We start from the raw sequence: 23,761 nt of genomic DNA on the forward strand, positions 1-23,761 counted from the left end.
AACAACCAGGAGATCGCCGCGTGAATACCCTCACCCCTTATCCCCGAGATGGCCCCTAAACCACCGCCATGAAACTAACCCCAGATTCGAAAACAGATACACCACTACCCAGGACTTGACCGGCGAGTCCGTACTGGAATTCAAACAAAGCGATAAGGTAGCGTGCTCAATCTTCTTTGATCAGCATGTTTATTAATCTCCCAGCAAAGATTTCTCTAAAAACTGCCATTCTAAGATTCAAATACTCGCGTTAACTGCGGGTATTCTTATGCCCAAAACGCGGGAAGCAAAAAGTGCTGAAACCAAGCGCATGCTTAGAAATTGAGATTCCACCCCCGAAAAGTGCTGAAACCTAGCAAAGGAATCTTCATAATCCCAGGTTAAACAGGCGTTTTAGTCCCCGCTATATGCCCGATAGGACATAAAGAACATATAGAACCGGTAGATCCTTCAGGAATTTGAGGGGAATACACAATCGCTAACCGCAGCACAAATCAGTTTTACAGAGAATGCTCCATTCATGCTGGTGATAGGCATAAAATGAAGCTTTAACCTAAGTTGGGTGAGTTTAAGCAACTAGCGCAAAGCGCTGCCAGTAAGTTCACTGACAGCGCTTACATTCAACCTGCTATACCGAGGCTTACACGTTGGGTTCCACTATTCTTTAGCGATTTGTTCTACGCCTTTCTTTACAGCAGGCTTAACAGCGGCCTTGACCGGTTGCGTGAGGGTCTTCTTAAGAGATGCAGTAATCACACCGCCTGGCACAGCGCCAAATACACAATCTACGGCTGCTCCAACAGCAATATCCGTAGCTTCATCTACAGAAGCTCCTTCTTTAAGAGCATTCTTAATTTGGGTTTTCCCTTCCCCAACAACTACACCTCCGGCACAGCCAACAACTGCAGCTGCTGCCCACAAAGGCAGGGCTCGCGTGCTTGTACCATCGTTGTCACCAGAGTCTGGAGACTCCGCGAGTTCCAGCATTTGATTCGCTTCTTCTTCGCTTACTTCGCCTGACTTCTGGGCTTCTTCAATGCCACGGACGTAGTCCTGAGTCATCTTATCGGCATCTGCACGGGTCAATCCAGCTTCTGCGAGATCAGCTTCGCTTGGGTTCTTAGGAAAATCATTTCCTGCTTCGTAAGATCCTTGACTCTCAGTACCTTCATTTGCGTGTGCGACAGTTGAGCCAGAAATAGCAAGAGATGAAGCGAATACTATTGCCAGAGCCTTACGTCGCATTGAGGTTTTTCCAGAATCCATATGAAGTCAATCCTTTCTTCGGAGGTTGTGTAACGTACGACACCACCGTAACGTTCCGTCTAATGGAAAAGGAGCTCACTATGCAGAAATGTTTCACCTTTGTTGTACTACTGTTATCTTCGTTCTCTCTCGGCTTGCTCTACACAACTGTCACTATGATGATGGATTCTGACCCTCGAGCCCCCATCCCTCTAACCACTTTTCTGATAGCAGCACCTGCAACGATATTCCTCTATTTCGGCGGAAAACTCCTTGATAGAAATGTCAACATCGGTACTGTAATCAGCAGCAATCTGCAACTTTTTATGGTTTCTGCGAGTTGCTTAATGTTAGTCTTTCTCCCCTCTTCGATTGCGCATAATCAGACACTGCAAGACTGGGGAATTGATGCAATATTTGCAGTCATTTTATCGGCGCTTGCGACCTTTACTGTCTCACGCTTTATTAAAAAAATCGTGAGTGATGGCCTATAGACCGTTACCTCCCGACCTTCTCCAAGAGCCAATTCTCAAGGGACACGACTGTCATTTCACTATTCGTTCACTCTGGCCCACATCTTAAGAACCCGAGGCTGTCTCTACTATCCAGTAGCCCTGAAGCGCCCCGAGTTTTGTTCCTAGGCATTTGCCTTGATTTCTATTATTTCCTGTGGCGGGTTCTGCCTTCAAAATTCGGGTTCCACCTCGACCGGGGTTCGGTATCCCAAGCTTTGGTGGAGCCTAGTCTCGTTCCACCATGACACCCACTCGAACGTCGCGATTTCTACCTCGACAACGTCTTCCCACCTGCGAGCATGAATCAGCTCATTCGTGTAGGAGCCGTTAACGTTTTCAGCTAGAGCATTGTCATAGGAGCCACCAACCGTCCCAGTAGAAGCGGCAATCCTGTGCTGAGCAAGTCGCTCGTTGTAGACAACGCTGACGTACTGCGAGCGGACCCGACCCCCGTTAGGTAGACACCTGATATCCAGCCCGGTTGGGTTGGGAAGAAAGGTAATCTACCACCATGCCTAGGTACTCCGAACAGTTCAAATGTGATGCTGTGGCCCTCTACGAAAACAATGAGGACCTCTCACTTCACACGGCTGCAGCAGAGCTAGGAATCAATGGTTCTTCACTTTATTCCTGACTTAAGCAGCACGCCACCGGCAAACGTGCCCGCTCGAAGAACATGCGTGACAAGGCCCAGGCGACGACTGATTCCGAACGAATCCGCCAGCGAGACAAAAGAAAACGCGAAGCTGCGCGAAGAACGTGACATCCTGCGCAAGGCCGCGAAGTATTTTGCCGAAGAGACACGCTGGTAATCCGCTTCCAGTTTGTCTATGACCACCGAACCGAGTACTCGGTCAAGCGGATGTGCCACGTGTTAAAGCTCAATCGCTCCTCGTTCTACAAATGGGTCAACACCCGCGCAAAACGCAGGTTAAAGACGTGCTCCGATGCCCTTCTTGGTGCGAGAATCAAGACCATTTTCGATGACGAGCACGGGCTTTATGGCGCTAAACGCATCGCTGCAAGCCTCAACAACGATACGGACTTTCCCCCGATAACCCATAAGAAGGTCGCACGCATCATGAAATCCATGGGACTGAAAGGCTTTACTAAACGGCGTCGATGCATCACCACCCGGCGCAAGCCTGGCCACCGAGTCATGCCAGAAAAGTCCGCGGAAGCCTTAAAGGGGCAATTTTCCATTCCGATCACGGCAGTGTGTACACCTCACAAGCATTTCGGGACCACTGCACCCAGCTTGGTGTACGCCAATCCATGGGAGCGGTGGGAACGAGTGCCGATAATGCCCTGGCAGAATCATTTAACGCCAGTCTCAAGCGTGAAGTTCTGCGTGATCGGAAAGTGTTTGACAATCACATCATCTGCCGCCAAGAAGTCTTCCGGTGGTGCATGCGCTACAACACGCGCAGACGGCACTCCTGGTGCAACCTTCTAGCCCCCGATGACTTCGAAGCGCTTAATTCAGCTACACTGACTCAAGCAGCATAGCTAACCCCCGACGTGTCTACTTTCCGGGGGTCAGGCCCGAGGAAGGGCGGACTCGAACGCCCGTTTCTTCCCGCTGATGGGGTCAGTAAATTCGATGTGGCTTGCTGTGAGATGCATTGGGATACGCATATCCTCCGCGTCCTCAGGATAGATTACTGGATAGACGGGATCACCTAGGATGGGTATTCCAGCTTGCCACATGTGAAGACGCAATTGATGGGTCTTGCCCGTGGTGGGTTTAAGCGTGTATTTGCCTAATTGCGGCAGGGCGCCATGGATCCTTTCATACGGGGCGTTGTCTATTAGTTCTACTGCGGCCAGAGTAGTAAAAGCGTTGGGGGTACCACGACCTATTCGTCCTTGGATTTCGCCAGGGGTTTTGGTGAGGTGGGAGGCCCATTGGAGGGGCGTCGGAAAGCGGCGGTATTCGGCGATCGCCTGATAGGTCTTTTGTACCTTCTTTTCCGCGAAGAGGGTTTGGAAGGCGCCGCGAACCTCGCGATGTTTGGTGAATAGCAAAATTCCGGAGGTAAGTCTGTCTAGGCGGTGCGCTGGGGCAAGCTCGTCGTTACCTGTCATTCGCCGTAGCTGGACCGTAGCGGTCTGTACGATGTGGCGGGCGCGTGGCATGGTTGCCATAAACGGTGGCTTATCTGCGACGAGGATATGTTCATCCTCGAAGAGGATGGGGACGTCGTAAGGCACCGGTGTTTCAGGCGCCGGCATGCGGTAGAAAAAGACATCCTCGTCCTGGCTCAATATTGAGTCCGGACGGAGCTTGGTTTGATTGCGTAGGACAACCTCGCCGGAGTCGAAACGCGCCTGGAGTGCCGAAGCGTCGTCCTCGGGGTGTCGGTGGCGTTGTGCCGAGATGACTGCACTAAGAAACTCCCAGGCAGTTATGCCTGCCTCGGAGGTGCGCACGCGGGTTGGATTCAGGCCGTCTTTAATCGGTAAAGGCGTGAAACCTTTTCTGCGATGTATTAATGTTTTGTCCATGGAATTTAACTCTCTCATTGAACCGGTTGTCGCCTTTTTCTCTGAAGGCATTGGCGCTGTAATTCGTAACGTGCTGGAGTTTGTTTACACTGTTATGTTCCCGTCGAATTCCGAGGCTGCAACCGTCAACCCTCAAGCCTAATCCGTACTACAATTAAGGTATAACCACCGAAAGGACACATCATGGCTAAGGAAGACATTGTAGTCGTTGCCGTTGACGGTTCGGATGCATCGAAGAATGCAGTACGTTGGGCCGCAAATACGGCTATGAAGCGCGAGATTCCACTGCGAATCGCATCCAGCTACACCATGCCACAGTTCCTGTACGCAGAGGGTATGGTTCCGCCAAAGGAGCTTTTCGACGACTTGCAGGCCGAAACGCTCGAGAAGATCGAGGAAGCTCGCGCCATCGCTCATGAGGTAGCCCCAGAGCTGAAGATTGGTCACACTGTGGCCGAGGGCTCCCCGATCGACATGCTGCTAGAAATGTCGCACGATGTCACCATGATCGTCATGGGCTCCCGCGGCATGGGTGGCCTGTCCGGCATGGTGATGGGTTCTGTCTCCGCTTCGGTTGTGTCCCATGCCTCTTGCCCGGTGGTCGTCGTTCGAGAGGATAATCATGTTACGGACTCCACCAAGTACGGCCCTGTCGTCGTTGGTGTGGATGGTTCCGAGGTATCGCAGAAAGCTACTTCTTACGCATTCCGAGAGGCACAGGCCCGCGGTGCTGCTTTGATTGCCGTGCACACTTGGATGGATATGCAGGTGCAGGCTTCCTTGGCGGGGCTTTCGGCCGCCCAGTCCGAGTGGGCTGATATTGAAAGGGAGCAGAGCGAGCTTCTGACCGAGAATCTGAAGGAGCCGCGTGAAGAATACCCAGAGGTTGAGGTAAAGAAGCTCATTACCCGTGACCGTCCAGTGAGCGCTTTGACCGAGGCTGCAGAAGGCGCGCAGCTATTGGTTGTTGGTTCGCACGGTCGTGGCGGCTTTAAAGGTATGCTCTTGGGCTCGACCTCTCGCGCACTGTTGCAGTCCGCACCGTGCCCGATGATGGTTGTCCGTCCGGATGAGGAAGGCTAAAAGCTGCTGTCATAGAGCGCTTCGCCCCCTGGGCGGGGCGCTCTTGTTGTTCGGTATCCTCTTAGGTAGCCTGCGCTCGTGTAGGCTAAGGTTTACCCACTAATTTAGGAGGAATATATGAACTTGGGTTTGGGGCTTTTTAGCTCGATCATTATTGGTATCATCGCCGGCTGGTTGGCAGAAAAGATTATGAAGCGCGATCATGGCTTGCTGACCAACCTTATCGTTGGTGTGCTTGGCGGTGTTATCGGCGGCATGATTATCCACTTCCTGAATATTGAGGAAGGCGGTTGGATCTTCTCGTTGCTTGCCGCTACTGGTGGCGCCTGTATCCTGCTGTGGATTGTGGGGCTCATTAAGAAGTAACCCGAATATAATTCGCGTACATACCGGTTTGTCTATAAAGTATAGATGAACCGGCTTTGTCGTTTTAGAGAGGAACCCATGGCAGAGAAGAAGTCGCGCCGCAATCGGCCCAGCCCGCGCAGCCGGCTGCTGGAATCAGCGACCAAGCTTTTTACCACCGAGGGCATTCGCGTTATCGGAATTGACCGCATCCTACGCGAGGCAGATGTGGCTAAAGCTTCTTTGTACTCCTTATTTGGTTCCAAAGACGCGCTCGTTATCGCTTATGTAGAAGCTTTGGATGAGAAGTTCCGCCAAGATTGGGAACAGCGTACCGCGGAGATGACGGATCCGGATCAAAAGATCCTGGCCTTTTTTGATAAGGCGATCGAGGAAGAACCCACGCAGGAATTCCGCGGCTCCCACTTCTTGAATGCGGCCGGAGAGTATCCGCGCCCCGAAACCGAGGCGGAACACGGTATCGTGGCTGCCTGCGTTGAACACCGTAATTGGGTGCATTCCACACTGACCGCCTTGCTAACCGAGCGCAATGGTTACCCATCGTCCTCGCAGGCGAGCCAGCTGTTGATCCTCTTGGATGGCGGCCGTGCGGGTGCTCGGCTCACCAAGGAGATTGGGCCGCTGCAGACGGCCCGCGACCTGGCTACTCAGATGCTTTCTGCTCCCCCTGTTGATTATTCGATTTAAGGTACTTTCGCGCCTCCATACGTAGCTGGCTGACCCGCTTCTTCTCCTCCTTTGAGAGGGCGGGTTCTTTTTCGCGCTTGCGCCAGCGGCGAATGCTGTCGCGGCGCATAGCGTGGACATCCTCAGTAAGCGGGTAGTCGCGGTGCAAAATGATCTCAAAGATAGCGGTTTGGATCAGCATGAAGAGATAGGCGCAGCCCCAGTAAAGAATGATTGCTACTGGGATAGGTCCGGTTTGGGCTAGGTGCCACAGGAAGAAAGGGATTACCAACAGCAAAAAGCCCATGAGTATGAAGACGCGGCGGTTGACCTTCTGATCAAATTGAGTGGTGCGGAAACTGCGCACGAGGGAAATGACGGAATTAGCCATGGTAAAGGCGATGGCGGCAATGAGGATGGGATTTATGAGGTCGCCGTGTTCGCGGGCGAAATCCGTCAGCGGAGCGCCGTAGAAGGTGGTTTCGCGGAAGGCCGAAACATCGGAGGCATTCAACATGCCCACGGTGGTGGAGCCGCTCTCAATATTGGACATGCGCAGGAGCACTTGATAAAGGCCGATGAAGGCCGGAATCATGATGAGCGGGGGAACACAACCAGCTGCGGGGTTGTAGTTATAACTCTTCATGAGGTTCTTTTCCTCTTGCATGAGCTCCGCCATCTCCTCGGTGGTGGTGGCGTTATTCATCTGCTTTTTGATGCGGTTATTCTCCGGGCGGATGAGTGCGCCGATACGGGCGGAGCGTACGGAAATCCAGTTCAGGGGAACAACGACGCCGCGCACGGTGATAACCAGCAAGATGATGGAAATCAGCCAGGCCGTAGATTCACCGACGAAGCTGCTGATGAGCCAGTGCCAGAACTTCATGATTCCGGAAACTGGGTACATGAAGACTTCGTACATGCTTAACCTTTCATGGGCAGTATGGTTTAAGGCATGACTAAAGTTCTTGGGGAACTCATGCTAACCATTGGCGTGGTTCTTTTACTCTTTGCATTCTATGAAGCCTATTGGACAAATGTAGAATCCGGTCAGCTGCAGGAGGAGGCGAGCGCCCACCTCGAAGAGCAATGGCGAAATCCCCGGCAGAAGTTAGAGCCGGAGTTGGGTGAGGCGTTCGCGCAGCTTTACATTCCCACGTTCGGTTCTGACTACCGCTTCGCCATTATTGAGGGCACTAATGAAGATGACCTGCTGCGCGGCCCGGGCCGGTACGAGGATTCCCAGATGCCGGGAGAGATGGGCAATTTTGCGGTTGCGGGCCACCGCGTGGGCAAGGGAGCTCCCTTTAATGACTTGGGCAAGCTAGAGACCTGCGATGACATCGTGGTGGAGACGCACAAGGAGCGAATTACCTATCGCGTATTGCCCATCGAAGGCGAGCAGGCGGACTGTTTCAATGGAATTCCGCCGGAGTATTCCCATGTGGCTGGTCGGCATATTACGACGCCTGGCGACGTCTCGGTGACCAACCCCGTGCCAGAGTCGGACGCCGAACCGAGCCGCGAGATCTTGACCTTGACCACGTGCCACCCGCAGTTTTCCAACGCGGAGCGCATGATTGTGCACGCTATGGAAGTAGAAAAAGAGGAGAAATAATGTATCGCGCTTTGTGGAATCTCTTGCCGGGGCCGACGCCGGTGAAAGTCATCTTGGCCATTGCTATTGCGGTGGGAGTCTTCTTCCTACTTATGGAGGTTGTATTCCCGTGGCTGTCGCCGATGATGCCGTATAACGACGTCGCGGTTTAAAGGCCCAAGTTGGCGATCGCTTCGTGGGCGATTTGCTCTGACTTAACGGTTTGTTGCTGGTTGCTCCACACCAGCACCGCGTGCGTGTCCTTCTGTACGGCGTACACGGCGTGCTCATTGACCACGCCCCGGCCGCCTTCCCAGCCGTCGAAGGAGGCCGGTTCGGTGGCGTCGATAGGCGCGGCCCAATCCACTGCGGCGCGGGCGTCGTCGACCGTGGGCATATCGCGCACGATGACGGTGGCCTGTGGCTCGTCCTGGTAGGACCAAAAGACGCAGGCCGGGGTGGGAAAGCGCGTGTCGATGCCCTGCTTGGTCAGGCGCTGGCCGTTGGTTTCTTCGAGCCAGCCGGGGCCGATGTAGGGGCAATCGCTCCAGTCATTGACTTCCGCGGTTTGGGCGACGTTAACCTCCGGTGCCTCCGAAGCCTCCGGAGTGACCGTAGTGGTTGGTGCAGGGGTGGGTGCGGATGAATCGCAGCCGGCGATCCCAAAAGCGGCTAGGGCGAGTAGGGGAAGTAGGCTTTTGCGCATGAGCTCCACAATAGACCGGGATACCGATGCGTTGCGCACCGGCATCCATATTCTGACCGCTGGCCTGCTGGTGGTGGGCATTTTTACCTCCGCGCGGATGCCGCTTTCGCAAGCGATCATCAACCTGCTGCTTTTGGTGGGCTTTGCGGCCGTGTACTTCGCAGGCTCGGTATACGGGGAATATTGGGCCCGGCCTGTGCGCTACCTGTGGCTGTGCATACTCTCGGTGCTGTGGGTTGCGGATCTGTTCGTGGCCCCCGCGGCAATCTATTTGGTTTTCGCCATGTTCTTTTTGTACCTCACGGTGCTGGACATGGCGGCGGGCATCGCGTGCGTCATCGTTGCCTCGATCATCACCGTGGTGGTGCAGATTCCGCAGGGTCTGACCTTCGGCGGCGTCATGGGGCCGGCGGTCTCGGCGCTGGTGACGATAGCGATCACCTACGCCTTCCGGACACTGTCGCGGATGAATAAAGAGTTGATTGAAACCCGTTCGCAGCTGGCAGCCACGGAGCGCGATGCCGGCATGGTGGCCGAACGTCAGCGCATTGCGCACGAGATTCATGACACCCTTGCCCAGGGACTGTCTTCCATTCAAATGCTCCTGCATTCGGCGGACCGTGATCTGGATAAGCAGGACGCGGACAAGGCGCGAGAGCGCATCGAGCTGGCCCGCAGGACGGCCGCGGATAATTTACACGAAGCGCGGGCAATGATTGCCGCTTTGCAGCCGCCGACGCTCAATGAGGCATCCCTTGAGGCCGCGTTGACCCGTATGGCGGAAAATTTCGGCGCTACCGGAGATATCCACGTCGAGGTGGAATCCGAAGGAGAGGTACAGCAGCTGCCCATGAAGGTAGAGGCGGCGCTGCTGCGGATTGCGCAGGGCGCTGTGGGGAACGTCGTCAAGCATGCAGAGGCAAGCCGCGCCCGGATCACGGTGACCTATGAGGGCGATGAGGTGCGCCTGGACGTGGTGGATAACGGCAAGGGCTTTGATCCAGCCGCGGTGGAAAGTACCCCGGCAGGGCTGGGGCATATTGGGCTGGCCGCAATTAGGCGCCGGGCACAGGAGCTAGGTGGGGAGGTCATTATTGAATCCGCACCGGGGGAGGGCACTGCCGTGTCAGTTAGTATGCCCTTAGGCAACCGGGTAGATTAAACTTTTGGTTGACAATGACATCGATAGGAGGAATGTCGTGATTCGGGTCCTATTGGCAGATGACCACGAAATCGTCCGCCTGGGTCTGCGCTCCGTGCTTGAGGGCGCAGAGGATATCGACGTCGTAGGGGAGGTCGCTACGGCCGAAGCTGCGGTGTCGGCAGCGCAGGCGGGCGGCATCGATGTCATTTTGATGGACCTGCGCTTCGGCGCGGGCGTAGAAGGAACCCGCGTTATGGGCGGCGCGGAGGCAACCGCGCAGATTCGCTCCGCGATGGCCACCCCGCCCAAGGTCCTCGTGGTTACCAACTATGACACTGATGCGGATATCCTCGGCGCTATCGAAGCTGGCGCCGTGGGCTACCTGCTCAAGGACGCACCACCGCACGAGCTGCTGGCCGCAGTGCGCTCGACTGCGGAGGGTGATTCGGCGCTATCTCCCATCGTGGCCGATAGACTGATGACTCGCGTGCGTACGCCACGCACCTCGCTCACGCCGCGTGAGCTGGAGGTCTTGCAGCTAGTTGCGGCGGGTGCGTCGAACCGCCAGATTGGCCAGGACCTTATGTTGTCTGAGGCCACGGTAAAGTCCCACCTCGTGCACATCTATGACAAGTTGGGCGTGCGCTCGCGCACCTCCGCTGTGGCGGCAGCGCGCGAGCAAGGAGTGCTTTAATTAGCGGCGTTATACGCCTCGATAACGTCCTGCGGGATCTTTCCGCGGTGCGCCACTGGCAGGCCTTGGGTGCGGGCCCATTCGCGGATTTGGCTGGGGCTTGCCCGCTGCGCATCAGGTGCGGGGGCTATGCGGGCGGCGTCCACGTAGGGGGCGAGCAGATTATGGAAATGCCGCGCATTATCCGTGGAGAGATCGATAAGGTAATTTTGACCGTTTACGCTGAAGCTAACGACTTCTAGCCGGTCTTCGGGGATTAGGGTGTGGTCCAAGTCGTCGTAAAATTGGGTCACTTCACGGCGGGAAATATTTCCTCCACTTCTAAAAATTGCACCAAGCACAGAGAGCATAAACGGTGTTAAAGGGGTAGGGCGGTGAGAAGATTATCAGCAACTTTTTCTGGCCGAAAATACTTTTCCCGAAAAATCCCGGATCTTTATAGAAAATAATTAAACGCCACCACCGAATAGGAGGCGGTGGCGGCGTGTATCTCTTTTACTGGGCCAGGCGCTGCTGGATTTCCGCAGTAATGGAGTCAATTTCCGAGCTAATGGTCTTGTGAGCGCGGCGGCGCTGCTGCTCGGTCATGAACTCGGCATTATCGATGGCGGAGTCCACTTCTTGCAGGCGGTCACGCACATCGCGCTTGAAGCCGGCCGGAACGTCCGTGTTATCGAGGGAGTTGCGGATGCCGGCGGTGCGGGCCTTGAGCGGCGCACCGTAGCCGGAGAAGGAAGCCATCTGATCCGAGCTCACGCCGGCCTTAGCGGCCTTGCGCTTTTCGCCCTCGGTCTTCAGGCCCACGTAGCCGCGGTAGAGGAGCGGCAGCAGCAGGGGGGCGGCGGTGCGCAGCGCACCGGCGTAGCGCTTGACATTATCGGAGTTAAAGCGGCCGGCCTTGAGCTTGGCTAGCTCGTTCTTGGCCATCTTCTCCTCGTGCTTGCGGCGCTTCTTGAGGCCCTTTTCCTCCGACTTAATGAGGCGCTTTTCCTGCTTGGCCAGGAGCTTTTGCTGGCGGCGGCGGTCCTTAGACTGGGCCTTTACCTCTGCTTTGGCGCGGGTCTTGGCGGCCTTTGCCTGGGCGCGTGCTTCTTGGCGGGCCTTTTTAACTTTCTTCAGAATGCTCATTAAATTTCCCTCACGTTTGATCGAGTCTGGATTCAACTTTACCTTGCCGTTCTATTAAGCTCACCCGGTGTGGAGGATGTGGTTGTTGCTTCGGACCTTGTGGGGTGCCGCTACCGCTTAGTACAGCGGCGCGCGCACCCCGAGATGCCGCGTACCCATGCCTCGATTGCCCGGGCGGAGCGCCACGCGGCTGCAGTGGAGGCCGTCATGGAGATGTTTCCCCGCAAGGGCTCTGGCAGGTTTCGCCGCATCGATCTGGAAGGCGATGAGTGGGAGCGCTCCATGCGCACCCTTGAGGCCTTAGCTTCCGGGTATACGCACATCACCAACGCGGTCTTCGCCACCGAGGAGTGGATGGTGCGCGTAGATTTGCTGTTGCGCGAGGGCGATAAGTACACCCCAATTATCGTGTCCAATCACCGTGTGGCCCGCAAGAACGACACCAAGATGACGCCGGCGGTGCCTACCCACCGCTTGGGCCTGAGTGAGCCGCTCGAGGCGCCGTATAAGCTGCGCCATCATGCGGTAGATGGTTACCGCTTAGCGTTTGCCGCCCGTGCTTTGCGGGATCTCGGACTCGATTCCGGCCGGGGCGGGGCCATCGGCCAGGACCGCACCCGGGCATTTTTTACGGAAACAGCCAAGTTTGATCTGGAACGCGCCTGGAATCAGCCGCTTCCTACCGCCCCGGTGCGGGTCAAGGAGTGCGCGAGCTGCCGCTTTTGGTCTTTGTGCGAGCAAGAGCTGGTGGCGGCGGATGATATTTCGCTTTTCCTATCCGGCGACCGCGCTAAGCCTTACCGCGAGCGCGGGATTACTACCGTGCAGGCGCTTATCGACGCCGACCTGGGCGAGCCCTCCCGCCTTGCTGCTGCCTGGCGCGCCGGGGAGGTGTTGCTGCGCCGCGGCGGCGACGTGCACGTTCCGCGCGCAGACGTGGAGGTAGACGTGGATATGGAAGCCTACCTGGACCAGGGCGCGTATCTATGGGGAGCGTGGTACGACGGTAACTACGTCCCGTTTGTTACGTGGGAGCCGTTGGGTGGGCGCGCCGAGGCAGAGAACTTTGCGGCGTTTTGGCGCTGGTTGATGGATGTGCGTGCTAAAGCCCATGCGGAGGGCAAAACATTTGCTGCATATTGCTACTCGTCCCACGGTGAAAATCACTGGATGCGCATGTCCGCGCAGCGCTTCCGCGAGGTGGATGAGCGGGAAGTAGAAGAGTTTATCTCCTCACCGGAGTGGGTGGATATGTTCGCCCACGTCAAACGATCCTTCGCCGGCCCCTTCGGCCTAGGCCTGAAGGTAGTCGCCCCGGAAGCGGGTTTTACCTGGCCAGAAGAAGACTTCGACGGCGAAGAATCCGTGAACGCGCGCCGCGAGGCGCTAGCCGGTGACCTCGTGGCGCGGCAGCGCTTGCTGGAGTATAATTCCGGCGACGTCCAGGCTACCCGCGCGGTCCGCGAGTGGATGGATACCGGCGCGCTGGGTACTACAGCGCTGTAAATAGGGCGTAGACGACCGCGAGGATCGCTACGCCCGCATAGACCTGGTTCCATTCTGGCCCCGGCTTCGGATCCGGGCCCTCCGCCTTCTTCATCAAGACCTGCTTCTGGGCCTTGACCGCCCGGGCGATGAGCACGGGGTAGACCGCCAGGGGCAGGATGCACAAGAGGGAGGCGACCACCTTAAGCAGGGAAATATCGGTGCCGATCCAGATGAGCAGCCCACCGTTGACGAAGGTGGCGCGCAGGAGGCCGAGTTTGTCCAGTTGCTGCAAGCCCGCCCGGACGGCAGCGGGGCCGCCACCCATGGTGCTGGGCAAGAGGTAGCTCATCACGCCGATGAGCAGTTGACCGGCAAACCCCACCAGCAAGGAGAGGGTGGGCAGCGCCGGCTCGGGCATAAAGAAATGCTGCACCGTGTAATACACCAAAGACAGCACCAGCCATAGCGAGGCCATGAGCACGGAGACCGAGGCAAAGGTGATGCGATCGCGCGGGTCCTTAGCCACCGTCAGCACATTAGCGAGCCACTGCTGCAAGCTCAGCGCCCAACCGCAGCAGTAGGCTATAAGTCCCAACTGGGGGAAGCCGAGGAAAGCGCCCACGATGGTGGCAACCACACCGACTGCGAGCAGCGCAAAGGAGGAGTGTATGTGGCGATTAATACCTTGGGTGCGCCAGATGGAGGGGAAAAGGATGGTAAGAGAACCGGCCGCGGCCAAGCCGATGAATCCGCCGATATTGGCGGCGATATGGGCGAGCAGCAACGTGGGCTGGCCGGGATAGACGGCCAGCAGGCCGCCAAAGATGGCACCCACCGGCAGGCACAGGGCGGAAAGTACATAGGCGCCCACCACGGGGCGGAAGCGCTTATCTTTGGCACCGCGCCATTGCTGGAAGAGCGATGCCGCATGCCAGAGCATCATCAGGGCAATGAGCGTGGCGCCCACCTGGGTGACGATCCAGTGTTGGGACCAGAACTCCATGAGGATTTGGCCGATTAACGCGAGGATGATTCCGGCATTGAGGCCATAGATGCGGGCCAATTGGGTAGGTCGAGTGGATTCGGGGAGGCGCTGTTGGGTGAATTTCTCCGTGAGGTGCTGGGACCACACGATGATGCTATTGCTCACCAGTCCGAGGGTGAATAGGTGGATGAGCACCCACCGGTAGTTCGGGACCAAGGTATGCGTTGCACCCACGAGGATGAAGACCATCATCCACAGGGATACGGGACGGGAGGCCTTGCGGTGCCATGTCCGCGCCGACCACTTATTCTCAGGCATAAAACCGATTTTAGTCGGATTTAATCTTGGTCCAAGTCAGCGCAGTAAGGGCGAGGGCTACGGCGGTGAAGAAGGCAATGAAGAGGGGCCACGATAGGGCGTCGAAAAGCAGGCCGGCACATGCGCCCACCACAGAAGAGCCAAAGTAATAGCAGAACACATACATCGAAGAAGCCTCCGCGCGGTCGTGGGTGGCAATCTGGCCCACCCACCCGGAGGCGGTGGAGTGTACGGCGAAAAAGCCCACGGTAAAGGCGATCATGCCGAGAAGCGTCAGTGGAAGGTTACCGGCGCAGAACGCGATGCCAAGGGCAAAAAGCACGGCAGAGGCGAACAGGGTTTTCCCATGGCCTATGCGTGCGACCAGTGAACCTGCTCGCGCTGAGCACCATGTGCCGGTGAGGTAAAACAAAAAGGCCAAGCCGGCTAGCGAAGGGGCCAGACCAAAATCATCGATGAGCCGGAAGGTTAAGAAGTTATACATGGAGACAAACGTGCCCATGGACAGGAATGCGGTGAGAAAGAGCAAGGCCAAATCCCGGTTGGCCCAATGGCCCAAAAGCGCCCGGCTTTCGGTCTTGAGATGGATGGATTTAGGCCGGAAATTGCGTTGGGTAGGAAGTAGCAGCCAAGACGTAATGGCGAAGGCGAGTGAGACCAGCGCCGAGCCGAAGAGCGCCCAGCGCCACGTGGAAATCTCCACCAGTCCGGTGGGAATGAGGCGGCCGGTAAGGCCACCGACGGAGGTGCCTGCAATGTATAGGCCCATAGCCCGCGGCAGGGCTTTGTCATCGAGTTCTTCAGAAAGCCATGCCATTGCCGTGGCGGGGGCGCCGGACAGCAGCGCACCCTGCAGGCCGCGTACCACGATGAGCTGCCACCCCTCCTGGGCGAGGGGAACAATGAGCCCCACACCGGTCGCAGCAACGGCCGAAATGAGCAGGATACGGCCGCGGCCGAAACGCTCGGAGAGAATCGATGCGGGCACCACGCATAGGGCCAGCGCGCCCGTGGCGGCCGATACGGTCATGGCCGCTTCAGTGGAAGAAAGGCCCATGTTGTGTACCAGCGTGGGAAGAATGGCTTGGGTGGAATACAGGCTGGAGAATATAGCCAAGCCCACAAGGAGCATGGCTACCGTTGCGCGCCGCGTTCGAGTCATATCATTTAGCCTGCCCGGACATGCAGCATGTGTAAAATGTAGAAAATTACACTAAACGATGCGGAGTATGCATGAATGTGGAGGATGTCCGCGGCTTCCTCGCCGTGGTAGATCAAGGTCGCGTGGGTGCTGCGGCCGATGAACTGGGAATCTCCCAATCCGCGCTGACCCGCCGCGTACAGCGCGTAGAAGCTAGTCTTGGCGCCCGCCTTTTCGAGCGCACTGGGCGCACCCTGCACGTGAATACGCGCGGGAGGGCCTTCGCTGCGGCAGGGCGGGAAATGCTCCGCGCCTACCAGGTAGGGCGGGACGATGTTGCCCGCCTCATGGATCCAGAACGCGGCACCGTGCGCCTAGATTTCATGCACTCGCTGGGCACCTGGCTAGTTCCGGACCTGCTCAAGAGCTATCGCGCGCAGCACCCGCACGTAGATATTCGTCTGCATCAAGGCGCGGCGCAGGAGCTGGTGAGCAGGGTGGAAAACGGCGAATCCGACCTTGCCCTCGTGGGCCCGCGGCCTGATGCAGCCCTGGGCTGGCACCAGATTAAGGTGCAGCGACTAGGCCTTGCTGTGCCGGAAGACCACTGGGCAGCGAACCGGCGGGAGGTGAAACTAGCGGAATTCGCTGCAGACCCGTTCATCGGCATGCTCCCAGGCTATGGCACGCGCATGCTTCTCGATGCCCTTGCAGACGACGCTGGCTTTAGCCCCCACCTCGTCTTCGAATCGATGGAACTTACTACCGTTGCGGGGCTGGTAGCGGCAGGACTCGGGGTGGCGCTTTTGCCGCTGGATGATCCTTATCTACAGGTGGGGAGCCTGATCCCCCTTACGCCGCCAGCGTACCGCGAGCTCGGTTTAGTGTGGCGCGCCGGGGACGATGCGCCCCCAGTGCAGCAATTCCGGGAATTTATCCGGGCATAGAAAAAGCCGCCCCGAAGGGGCGGCCGAAGTAACTAAAAGGAGTTACTTGGTGGCTGCAGCGAAACGCTCAGCAACGTCATCCCAGTTGAAGACGTTCCATACGGCCTTAACGTAGTCAGCCTTAACGTTCTTGTACTGCAGGTAGAAAGCGTGCTCCCACATATCCAGCATCAGCAGCGGAGTGAAGTTGATGGAGGTATTACCCTGCTGGTCAGTCAGCTGCTCGATGATGAGGCGGCCAGCAATGTGGTCGTAGCCCAGAACGGCCCAGCCGGAGCCCTGCAGGGAGGTAGCAGCAGCGGAGAAGTGAGCCTTGAACTTCTCAAAGGAGCCGAAGTCGCGGTTGATAGCCTCTGCCAGCTCGCCGGTTGGCTCGCCGCCACCGTTCGGGGACAGGTTCTTCCAGAAGATGGAGTGGTTGGTGTGGCCACCCAGGTTAAACGCCAAGTTCTTGGAGAGGGCGCGGATGCGATCCGGGTTAGCCTCACCGTTGCGCTCTTCCTCGAGTGCCTCGAGTGCAGCGTTAGCGCCAGCAACGTAGGTTGCGTGGTGCTTATCGTGGTGGAGCTCCATGATCTCTGCGGAGATGTGTGGCTCCAGTGCGTCGAATGCGTATGGGAGGTCAGGAAGTTCGTAAACAGCCATTTTTAAATCCTTTCTTCGGGTACGTGTCCCGATGATAGGCACCGTGGAAAGATTTCGCCATGATTAATTCGAATTGTGGAACTAGCGGGAATATTAACTGGCCGCGGAATAACTTTTCGCAGTACAACGTTGGGAAGAAGGAATAAGGAAGGAGCTATACCTCATGTGGATGTTTAAACCGGAGCCTAAACTCGTCGCCGCAGACGAAGCCCTGCCGGGGCGAACCGAACCGATTCTGGACCCTGCTCCGCACGCTGTTTTAGGAACGCCGATTACCGGACCGTGGAAAGAAGGCCAGCGTTCCATCCTCATTGCGGTGGGATGTTTCTGGGGTGCGGAGAAGATGTTTTGGGAGACCGAAGGCGTGGAATCCACCTCGGTGGGCTATGCAGGCGGTACCACCCCGAATCCCACGTACTACGAGGTGTGTCGTGGGCTAACCAACCATGCCGAGGCGGTGGAGGTGGTCTATGACCCGCAGCGTATCAGCCTGCGTGATCTTGTGGTGCAGGCCCTTGAGGCGCATGATCCCACCCAGGGCTTCCGCCAGGGCAACGATGTAGGAACGCAATACCGCTCTGCTTTCTACCCACGCACGGAGGAAGAGCGCGTAGAAATCCAGGGCATCGTGGATTCCTATGCAGAGAAGCTCAAAGAATTCGGATTTGGAGATACCACCACGGAAGTCAAACTCCTCTCCGAAACTGATTCTGGGGAGTACTACCTGGCTGAGGATGAGCATCAGCAGTACTTATATAAGGTACCTAATGGGTACTGCCCGCACCACAGTACTGGGGTGAAATGCGACTAAGCATCGCGCCGAATAAAGCGGGCAATCTTTTTGGCTAACTTCGGCGTGAGCGATTGGCGGGATTGGGATCCTAAGACCTCATCCCAATACCAGAGCATTTCTTCAAAATAGTTGTGTCCGTGCCCGCCAGGGACGTTGAGGGAATTGATCTGGTCCAAGCCAATTTGCCACCAGGTAATAAACGGAACCCAATGCAGCTGCCGGAAGGTATCCGCGTGCAGCGCTTCCGGCTGCGGTTCATGAATCCAGGTGGGCCTGCGCATGAGAAGGTTGAGATCCCACCACACGATGGCGTCGGAAGCATGCTGGGCAATGAGCATGCGGGGTCGGCGCCAGGTATGGGCGTAGTCATTGCCAAAGGCGTCGTGCAGCGTATGGTCAGGAGCCGCCGCGTAGCGCACATGTTTACCGCCATCGATAACGGGCAGGCGTTCTAGGGAACCAATATCCCGGCGCAGGCGCTGAGTAAAGTGTGTCATGCGCGGGGGGCCGGAAAAAACTGCGCCATTACACGCGGAAAGTAGGTCTTCCACATTATGGTAGTTATCCATAATGGCGTAGGCGCCAAGCGATTCACCTGCAAAATAGAGCCGTGGGCGGTTTTCCTCGGGCAGCTTATCTATTTCTTCTTGTATCACCCGAATCAATTCGCGCGCCGCCTGCTTCGGGGCGTTTTTATCCACGAGGTAGGCAAAAACCGAGGGCAGGTAGGAGTACTGCATGGTGACGGTGACGCAATCACCGCCGGTCAAAAACTCATAAGAGCAAGCACCCCAATTATTGATCCACCCCGAGCCGGCGGGCATTTGGATGACGATAGTCTCTCGCCGCAGGGCACCAGTGCGTTCGAGTTCGGCGCGGATCTTCTCCGCGGATTGCTGGAAGGAGCGCCCTGGGATGTATCCGGCGTAGATGCGGATGGGTTCCTTGGCATCGATTCCCGTCGCTGTGCGGATATCGCGGGCGCGGGGGCCATTGGAGACAAACCGGCGTCCCTGCTGTCCCAATGCCGACCACGGCTCGAGCGACCACGGGCTGCCGGAGCGCTCCGGCTCCCACGGCATAGAAGTGCCGGGAAAAATCTGTTTATTAATTCGCTGCGCTTGGTGCGATAGTGAGCGCAGCCAGCGTCGAAAGACCACGCGATCAGAAAGCGCAAATGCCGTGAGGCTCAGTCCGGCGGTAACCACCGGCCAAGCAATGAGTGCAGGCACCCAGCGGCCTAGCTGGCGTGACAGTTTAGTGACGGCAAGCTGCGTTGCTTCCCCGATGAGTAGGAGAGTGCCGTAGCCCGCGGTGCCCGCGGCCAAGCCGATGGCCGCCGTGGCGGGCCCACGCACGAGTTGCTTATTGACCAACTCCGCCTGCTTTTTCTGGTTGCGCAGCGAAAGCACGGCATTAAATGCAGTCCCGGCGCCAATAGCAAGGTGCACAATTTGTCGATGTTGAGGGCCAAGGCGGTCCTGCGGGCGCTTGCCAATGCTATTGAGGACAAAGCTTGTCGACGCCGCCCCAAGATGCCCAATGCCCTGACCAATTGCCACGTTGGCGGCGGTCACCCACCACGGGCGAGGAAGGAGAGAGGGCGAAATAGCCGCCCACGTGGCCAATTCCGCACCCAAAATTCCAGCCGACATATTGGGCGGTAAGGTTTGCCGGCTGGTCATACGGACGATGGGCGTGAGATCCGCGGCTACGCCAAGAGCGATTAGTGCAGCGCGGCGGAGAGCGCGTTTCATAATGCCCGATTGTCCCAGATTTCGGTGGGAATTTCAGAGTGAGATCTAGCCCGTGCAAAGATCCCCAAATAGTTGCACAATGGGGTCATGGCAAATCATGTAGGAAACAAGGTAGTTCTCATCGGCGCCGGCGACGTAGGAGTCGCCTACGCCTTCGCTCTCATCAACCAAAGCATCGTTGACCACCTGGCAATCATCGACATCGATGAAAAGAAGCTAGAAGGCAACGTCATGGACCTCAACCACGGTGTTGTCTGGGCCCCTACCCGCACCCGCGTCACCAAGGGCACCTACGCTGATTGCGCAGACGCCGATATGGTCGTCATCTGCGCCGGTGCCGCACAGAAGCCGGGCGAGACCCGCCTGGACCTGGTGGGCAAGAACGTCAAGATCATGAACAGCATCGTCTCTGACGTCATGGCGAATGACTTTGATGGCATCTTCCTGGTTGCCTCCAACCCAGTGGATATCCTGACCTACGCCGTATGGAAGGCTTCCGGCCTGGACCACAAGCGCGTCATCGGCTCGGGCACCGTGCTGGACTCCGCTCGTTTCCGCTACATGCTGGGCGAGCTGGAAGATGTTGCACCGAAGTCCGTACACGCCTACATCGTGGGCGAGCACGGCGATTCCGAGCTGCCGGCCGTCTCCACCGCGAATATCGCTGGTGTCCCGATGTCCAAGAAGCTGGACTCGGATCCGGAGTATGCAGAGCGCATCGAGAAGATCTTCGAAGATACCCGTGATGCCGCCTACTCCATCATTGACGCTAAGGGCTCTACTTCCTTTGGCATCGGCATGGGCCTGGCCCGCATCACCGCCGCCGTCATCCAGAACCAGGACGTGGCACTGCCAGTATCTGCTTACCTGCAGGGCGAGTACGGCGTAGAGGATCTCTACATCGGCACCGCTGCCATCATCAACCGTTCCGGCATCGTGCGCGCGATTGAGCTGCAGCTCAGTGAGCACGAAAAGGAGCGCTTCGATGCTTCTGCTAAGACCCTGAATGACATCAAGGAAGAGTTCTTCGGCTAGTGAAGATTGTCGCTCATAGGGGATACTCCGGAAAATATCCGGAGCTATCCCCTCTAGCTTTTGAAAAAGCCCTAGATTTGCCAATTCACGGCGTCGAGTGCGATGTGCGCTTGACGCGCGATGGAAAAGTAGTGGTTCAGCACGATCCCACGTTGGACCGCACCGCGGGGCGCCCCGGCCGCATTTCCAAGATGGACTGGGAAGATTTGCGCGGCGTTGACATCGGTTCGGGCCAACGCATGATGCTTCTCGATGAACTTTTGGAACTACTCGAGGGCACACCGCACCACCTTTATATCGAGACTAAGCACCCCTCCGGGCAGGGCGACATCCTGGAGGAGCAAACGGTGCTGCGCCTGCGTTATGCGGGTCTTTTCGACGACCCCCGGATCCACGTCATTTCCTTTTCCCACCATGCCATTCGCCGCATGCAGAATTTGGCGCCGCACATGGACCGGATTTATCTTCGTCGCGATTGGGAGCGCCACGTCAACCGTCCCGATGTCATGCTGTCCAAGCCCACCGCGCTCGGCGTATCGTTGCTGCGCGCGAAGCTGCAGCCGGCAATTATCGGCGCGCAGGGATTGCCTACCTACCTGTGGACCGTAGACAAGCCGGAGGATATGAAGTGGGCGTGGGCTAACGGGGTAGATATGCTCGCCACCAATCAACCCGAAGTGGCCCTACATGCCATTGAGCTCTAGTAAGCAGGTATCTTGGAGGCATGGCCAAGAAGAAAAAGAACAAGGAACAGCTGCCTGAGGGCATGTCCCGCCGCCAGGCAAAGCTCGCTGCCCGCGCCAAGGAGCGCGCCGCCCTGGAAAAGGATCCCCGCCCCTACGGCGGACTTGCTGCGGAGGCCTCCCTGGTCGCCATGCAGGAGTTCGTCCCCTCCGCTTTTGCCAAGCTTGATGTTAAAGGCTGCGATAAGAACGTGTATGTAGCCACCGTCCTGCCGGGTGCTTCTGCTGCGCTAATTCGGGACACCGAATTTGGCGGCGATGCTTTCGTGGGCCTGCAGGTGCAGTCCCACACCCACAACCCAGGCCGCGACCTCGCCTTCGCCCTCAACTGGGTGAAGAATAACGAGCCGGGCGCCACCCTGGAATCCACCGCGGCTGACGGCTCGGAGCCGAAGCTGGAGGAGCTTATCGATGCCTCCGCTACCCTCGACGTGCAGGTTCACCAGGACTTCGAATGGTGGATTCCGGAGGGAGCACAGGTCACCCCGCAGATTGCGCAGTCGCTACGCGCCGCTAATGATTCCGTCATCGAGTCCCACCAGGTGGGCGAGAACATCACCGGTGCGGCCTTCTGGGCAAATGCCGGCGGCGGCAAGGCCCACATCCGTTGGGTCCGCCCGAGTGATGATGAAGCCGCATTCCTGAACGCACTGGCGCGCGTCGCCGCCCGCGGTGAGCTGAACTTGGGCGAGGGCACCAAGTTCGCCGGTGTTTTCCGCACCCACGGTCTCATCGCTCCAGTCTTCGACTTGGATCCAGAGGTTGACCACGCTTCCTATGAGGAGCACCTCACCCGCGTGGACAAGGCCTTGGAGGAAGAAATCTCTAATGATGCCCAGCTGAACGCCGATGAGCGCAAGCAGCTAGAAAACATCAAGTCCCGCCAGGTGACCCTGCGCTAAAGACAGGAAATGGCCCTTCCCCGGTAGAGGAAGGGCCATTTTTTAATCGCTATTTGAGAGAATCCCACAACCCGGCGGCTGCTTCATCGTCCCAGAGGACGACGTTGCCAACCTCGGTATCTTGGAAACCGCCGATGGGGACGGTTTCAGTGTCTACACCGGAGCCCATGGCCAGTGCCACGCGGGCGAGGTGCCAGACATGGTCGCCCTCGTCCACGATGAACGAGGAGGCGGTGTGGTTGACCAAGGAGAAGGCACGGAATGGGTTAATCAGGGTGGCCGGGGAAGCAACCTTATCCAGCAATGCGGAGAAGAATTCGCGCTGTCGCTGCACGCGGTCAAGGTCACCCATGGCGGTGGCGCGGGTGCGCACGTACCCGAGGGCGTCGCGGCCCTTGAGCTTCTGGCAGCCACCTTGGAGATCAATGCCGGCCAGCGGGTCATTGATGGGTTCCTTCACGCATACGTCTACGCCGCCGACGGAGTCGACCACATTGGCTAGGCCGCCCATGCCGATCTCGGCGTAGTGGTCGATGCGCAGACCGGTCGTGCCCTCGACGGTTTGGGAAAGGAGCTGCGGTCCACCGTAGGTAAAGGCAGCATTGATCTTGTCCATGCCAAAACCGGGGACTTCCACGTAGCTATCGCGTGGGATGGAAACGAGCTTCGCCTTGCCGGTGCGTGGGATGTGCAGCAGCATGATGGTATCGGTGCGGCCCTCGCCCACATCACCACCGGTGCCCAGTTCAGCCTGCTGTTCCTCGCTGAGTCCTTGGCGGGAATCGGAACCGACGAGCAACCAATTGGTGCCGGCGGTATTAGACACTTGTTCTTCTGGCAGCGCCTCCACGCGGGTGAGGCGGGCATCGGTCCAGAACATGAAGACGAGGTTGAATACCAGCAGGACAACGAGCGCCAAGCCAACGCAGCCGAGGGCACGCTTGGCCGGATTGACCTTTTTGCGCCGGCTATGCGGGCGCTGCCGGGGCGCCGGGCGCGGTTCGGTGCGACGAGGCGGGCGCTGCTGTGCGCGGTACTGGCTGGGGTAGCGGCTCGGTGTTGGCGGCGGAGTGCGACGCGGGGGCTGTTGCTGCCGCTGTGGTTGCGGAGCGCGGAAGGATTGTTGCTCGGGTTCCACGCGCCGCGGCGCCGGGCGGGCGGAGGAACGGCGTCGAATGGGGCGGCCGTATCGATCCTTGAGGGGACGTCCATCGGCCCCAAGGACGAATTCAGTGGAGGCATCGTCGCCGGCGCGGCGGGCCTCCCTATGCGGATCTCGTCCTGATTCAGTCATGCGCTATACCTTACAAGGAGCAGGGAGCAACGCCTGCTTCGCGACGTCCCCCTAAGGGCAT

26 protein-coding genes and 2 pseudogenes are annotated in these 23,761 nt (G+C 57.7%); 16 read left to right on the forward strand and 12 right to left on the reverse strand.

The features are described from left to right. Positions 1–657: 657 nt before the first annotated feature. Positions 658–1,266, reverse strand: a complete 609-nt coding sequence (locus MHY13_RS05990; RefSeq protein ID WP_239282343.1) for a hypothetical protein — start codon at positions 1,264–1,266, stop codon at positions 658–660. Between the two features lie 62 nt (positions 1,267–1,328). Between MHY13_RS05990 and MHY13_RS05995 the strand changes: the two genes are divergently transcribed. Continuing rightward, complete coding sequence (locus MHY13_RS05995) at positions 1,329–1,739, forward strand: hypothetical protein (protein ID WP_239191914.1); 411 nt, start codon at positions 1,329–1,331, stop codon at positions 1,737–1,739. 191 nt (positions 1,740–1,930) lie between these two features. Here the strand turns inward: MHY13_RS05995 and MHY13_RS06000 are convergent. Continuing rightward, positions 1,931–2,197: pseudogene (locus MHY13_RS06000) on the reverse strand (integrase core domain-containing protein); the annotation flags it as partial. A 74-nt stretch (positions 2,198–2,271) separates the two neighbouring features. Between MHY13_RS06000 and MHY13_RS06005 the strand changes: the two are divergent. Beyond that, positions 2,272–3,269: pseudogene (locus MHY13_RS06005) on the forward strand (IS3 family transposase). Between the two features lie 30 nt (positions 3,270–3,299). On the opposite strand, the gene MHY13_RS06010 reads toward MHY13_RS06005, so the two are convergent. Further along, positions 3,300–4,268: a pseudouridine synthase gene (locus MHY13_RS06010; RefSeq protein ID WP_239191912.1), complete on the reverse strand. Its 969-nt coding sequence runs from the start codon at positions 4,266–4,268 to the stop codon at positions 3,300–3,302. Here MHY13_RS06010 and MHY13_RS06015 point away from each other — a divergent pair. The 4 genes from MHY13_RS06015 (at position 4,267) to MHY13_RS06030 (ending at position 6,404) form a co-directional block, all read left to right on the forward strand. Further along, positions 4,267–4,410, forward strand: a complete 144-nt coding sequence (locus tag MHY13_RS06015; protein ID WP_239191909.1) for a hypothetical protein — start codon at positions 4,267–4,269, stop codon at positions 4,408–4,410. The two genes, MHY13_RS06010 and MHY13_RS06015, sit on opposite strands and share 2 nt — an antisense overlap. Before the next feature lie 41 nt (positions 4,411–4,451). Further along, the gene (locus MHY13_RS06020; protein WP_239191906.1) at positions 4,452–5,351 is read left to right on the forward strand and encodes a universal stress protein; all 900 of its coding nucleotides are present in this window, start codon (positions 4,452–4,454) and stop codon (positions 5,349–5,351) included. Positions 5,352–5,468: 117 nt separating this feature from the next. Beyond that, positions 5,469–5,717, forward strand: a complete 249-nt coding sequence (locus MHY13_RS06025; protein WP_239191905.1) for a GlsB/YeaQ/YmgE family stress response membrane protein — start codon at positions 5,469–5,471, stop codon at positions 5,715–5,717. 78 nt (positions 5,718–5,795) lie between these two features. Then, complete coding sequence (locus tag MHY13_RS06030; protein ID WP_239282345.1) at positions 5,796–6,404, forward strand: TetR/AcrR family transcriptional regulator; 609 nt, start codon at positions 5,796–5,798, stop codon at positions 6,402–6,404. Here the strand turns inward: MHY13_RS06030 and yidC are convergent. Next, complete coding sequence (gene yidC / locus MHY13_RS06035) at positions 6,361–7,305, reverse strand: membrane protein insertase YidC (protein ID WP_239282347.1); 945 nt, start codon at positions 7,303–7,305, stop codon at positions 6,361–6,363. The genes MHY13_RS06030 and yidC overlap by 44 nt on opposite strands. 33 nt (positions 7,306–7,338) lie before the next feature. Here yidC and MHY13_RS06040 point away from each other — a divergent pair, with 33 nt between their 5' ends. Together MHY13_RS06040 and MHY13_RS06045 are read left to right on the forward strand one after the other, a co-directional pair. Beyond that, entirely contained in the window at positions 7,339–8,001 is a 663-nt protein-coding gene (locus tag MHY13_RS06040) for a class E sortase (protein WP_239282349.1), read from the forward strand. Beyond that, positions 8,001–8,153 carry a hypothetical protein gene (locus tag MHY13_RS06045; protein WP_049377502.1) on the forward strand — a complete coding sequence of 51 codons (153 nt, stop codon included), beginning with the start codon at positions 8,001–8,003 and terminating at the stop codon, positions 8,151–8,153. Before MHY13_RS06040 ends, MHY13_RS06045 begins: the two co-directional genes overlap by 1 nt. On the opposite strand, the gene MHY13_RS06050 is transcribed toward MHY13_RS06045, so the two are convergent. Then, positions 8,150–8,686 (reverse strand): DUF2020 domain-containing protein, encoded by a 537-nt coding sequence (locus MHY13_RS06050; protein ID WP_239282351.1) that lies wholly within the window; start codon positions 8,684–8,686, stop codon positions 8,150–8,152. The genes MHY13_RS06045 and MHY13_RS06050 overlap by 4 nt on opposite strands. Between MHY13_RS06050 and MHY13_RS06055 the strand changes: the two genes are divergently transcribed. Both MHY13_RS06055 and MHY13_RS06060 read left to right on the forward strand, forming a co-directional pair. Next, positions 8,685–9,848, forward strand: coding sequence for a sensor histidine kinase (locus tag MHY13_RS06055; protein WP_239282353.1), 1,164 nt, complete (start codon positions 8,685–8,687; stop codon positions 9,846–9,848). The two genes, MHY13_RS06050 and MHY13_RS06055, sit on opposite strands and share 2 nt — an antisense overlap. A 37-nt stretch (positions 9,849–9,885) precedes the next feature. Continuing rightward, complete coding sequence (locus tag MHY13_RS06060; protein ID WP_005327021.1) at positions 9,886–10,524, forward strand: response regulator transcription factor; 639 nt, start codon at positions 9,886–9,888, stop codon at positions 10,522–10,524. Here MHY13_RS06060 and MHY13_RS06065 read toward each other — a convergent pair. Both MHY13_RS06065 and MHY13_RS06070 read right to left on the reverse strand, forming a co-directional pair. Then, complete coding sequence (locus MHY13_RS06065; RefSeq protein ID WP_367398073.1) at positions 10,521–10,817, reverse strand: Lsr2 family protein; 297 nt, start codon at positions 10,815–10,817, stop codon at positions 10,521–10,523. The genes MHY13_RS06060 and MHY13_RS06065 overlap by 4 nt on opposite strands. 202 nt (positions 10,818–11,019) lie before the next feature. After that, entirely contained in the window at positions 11,020–11,652 is a 633-nt protein-coding gene (locus tag MHY13_RS06070) for a DUF6474 family protein (RefSeq protein ID WP_239282355.1), read from the reverse strand. A 69-nt stretch (positions 11,653–11,721) separates the two neighbouring features. Here MHY13_RS06070 and MHY13_RS06075 point away from each other — a divergent pair, with 69 nt between their 5' ends. Then, positions 11,722–13,158 (forward strand): TM0106 family RecB-like putative nuclease, encoded by a 1,437-nt coding sequence (locus tag MHY13_RS06075; protein ID WP_239282357.1) that lies wholly within the window; start codon positions 11,722–11,724, stop codon positions 13,156–13,158. Here MHY13_RS06075 and MHY13_RS06080 read toward each other — a convergent pair. After that, positions 13,145–14,443 (reverse strand): copper oxidase, encoded by a 1,299-nt coding sequence (locus MHY13_RS06080; protein ID WP_239282359.1) that lies wholly within the window; start codon positions 14,441–14,443, stop codon positions 13,145–13,147. The genes MHY13_RS06075 and MHY13_RS06080 overlap by 14 nt on opposite strands. Before the next feature lie 10 nt (positions 14,444–14,453). Continuing rightward, positions 14,454–15,605, reverse strand: a complete 1,152-nt coding sequence (locus MHY13_RS06085; protein ID WP_239282361.1) for an MFS transporter — start codon at positions 15,603–15,605, stop codon at positions 14,454–14,456. 71 nt (positions 15,606–15,676) lie between these two features. Between MHY13_RS06085 and MHY13_RS06090 the strand changes: the two genes are divergently transcribed. Beyond that, positions 15,677–16,531 (forward strand): LysR family transcriptional regulator, encoded by an 855-nt coding sequence (locus tag MHY13_RS06090; RefSeq protein WP_239282363.1) that lies wholly within the window; start codon positions 15,677–15,679, stop codon positions 16,529–16,531. 42 nt (positions 16,532–16,573) lie between these two features. On the opposite strand, the gene MHY13_RS06095 is transcribed toward MHY13_RS06090, so the two are convergent. Further along, positions 16,574–17,176, reverse strand: coding sequence for a superoxide dismutase (locus tag MHY13_RS06095; RefSeq protein ID WP_005325362.1), 603 nt, complete (start codon positions 17,174–17,176; stop codon positions 16,574–16,576). A 163-nt stretch (positions 17,177–17,339) separates the two neighbouring features. On the opposite strand from MHY13_RS06095, the gene msrA reads away from it, so the two are divergent. Then, on the forward strand, positions 17,340–17,987 hold the full coding sequence (gene msrA / locus MHY13_RS06100; RefSeq protein WP_204610757.1) for a peptide-methionine (S)-S-oxide reductase MsrA: 648 nt from the start codon (positions 17,340–17,342) through the stop codon (positions 17,985–17,987). Here the strand turns inward: msrA and MHY13_RS06105 are convergent. After that, positions 17,984–19,726, reverse strand: coding sequence for an alpha/beta-hydrolase family protein (locus MHY13_RS06105; protein ID WP_204610759.1), 1,743 nt, complete (start codon positions 19,724–19,726; stop codon positions 17,984–17,986). The genes msrA and MHY13_RS06105 overlap by 4 nt on opposite strands. An 87-nt stretch (positions 19,727–19,813) precedes the next feature. Here MHY13_RS06105 and MHY13_RS06110 point away from each other — a divergent pair, with 87 nt between their 5' ends. Genes MHY13_RS06110 through MHY13_RS06120 form a run of 3 tightly spaced genes read left to right on the forward strand, consistent with a single transcriptional unit; the run spans position 19,814 to position 22,406 of the window. Continuing rightward, complete coding sequence (locus MHY13_RS06110; protein ID WP_179387159.1) at positions 19,814–20,761, forward strand: L-lactate dehydrogenase; 948 nt, start codon at positions 19,814–19,816, stop codon at positions 20,759–20,761. Beyond that, complete coding sequence (locus MHY13_RS06115) at positions 20,761–21,465, forward strand: glycerophosphodiester phosphodiesterase family protein (protein WP_239282365.1); 705 nt, start codon at positions 20,761–20,763, stop codon at positions 21,463–21,465. The genes MHY13_RS06110 and MHY13_RS06115 overlap by 1 nt, the downstream gene beginning before the upstream one ends. Before the next feature lie 20 nt (positions 21,466–21,485). Beyond that, a complete protein-coding gene (locus MHY13_RS06120; RefSeq protein ID WP_204610761.1) occupies positions 21,486–22,406 on the forward strand; it encodes a DUF5926 family protein in 921 nt (306 codons plus the stop codon). A gap of 49 nt (positions 22,407–22,455) precedes the next feature. Here the strand turns inward: MHY13_RS06120 and MHY13_RS06125 are convergent, their stop codons facing one another. After that, positions 22,456–23,700, reverse strand: coding sequence for an LCP family protein (locus MHY13_RS06125; protein ID WP_239282367.1), 1,245 nt, complete (start codon positions 23,698–23,700; stop codon positions 22,456–22,458). Positions 23,701–23,761 lie beyond the last annotated feature (61 nt).

Source organism: Corynebacterium sp. ACRPE (assembly GCF_022347435.1).
Taxonomy (GTDB): domain Bacteria; phylum Actinomycetota; class Actinomycetes; order Mycobacteriales; family Mycobacteriaceae; genus Corynebacterium; species Corynebacterium tuberculostearicum_D.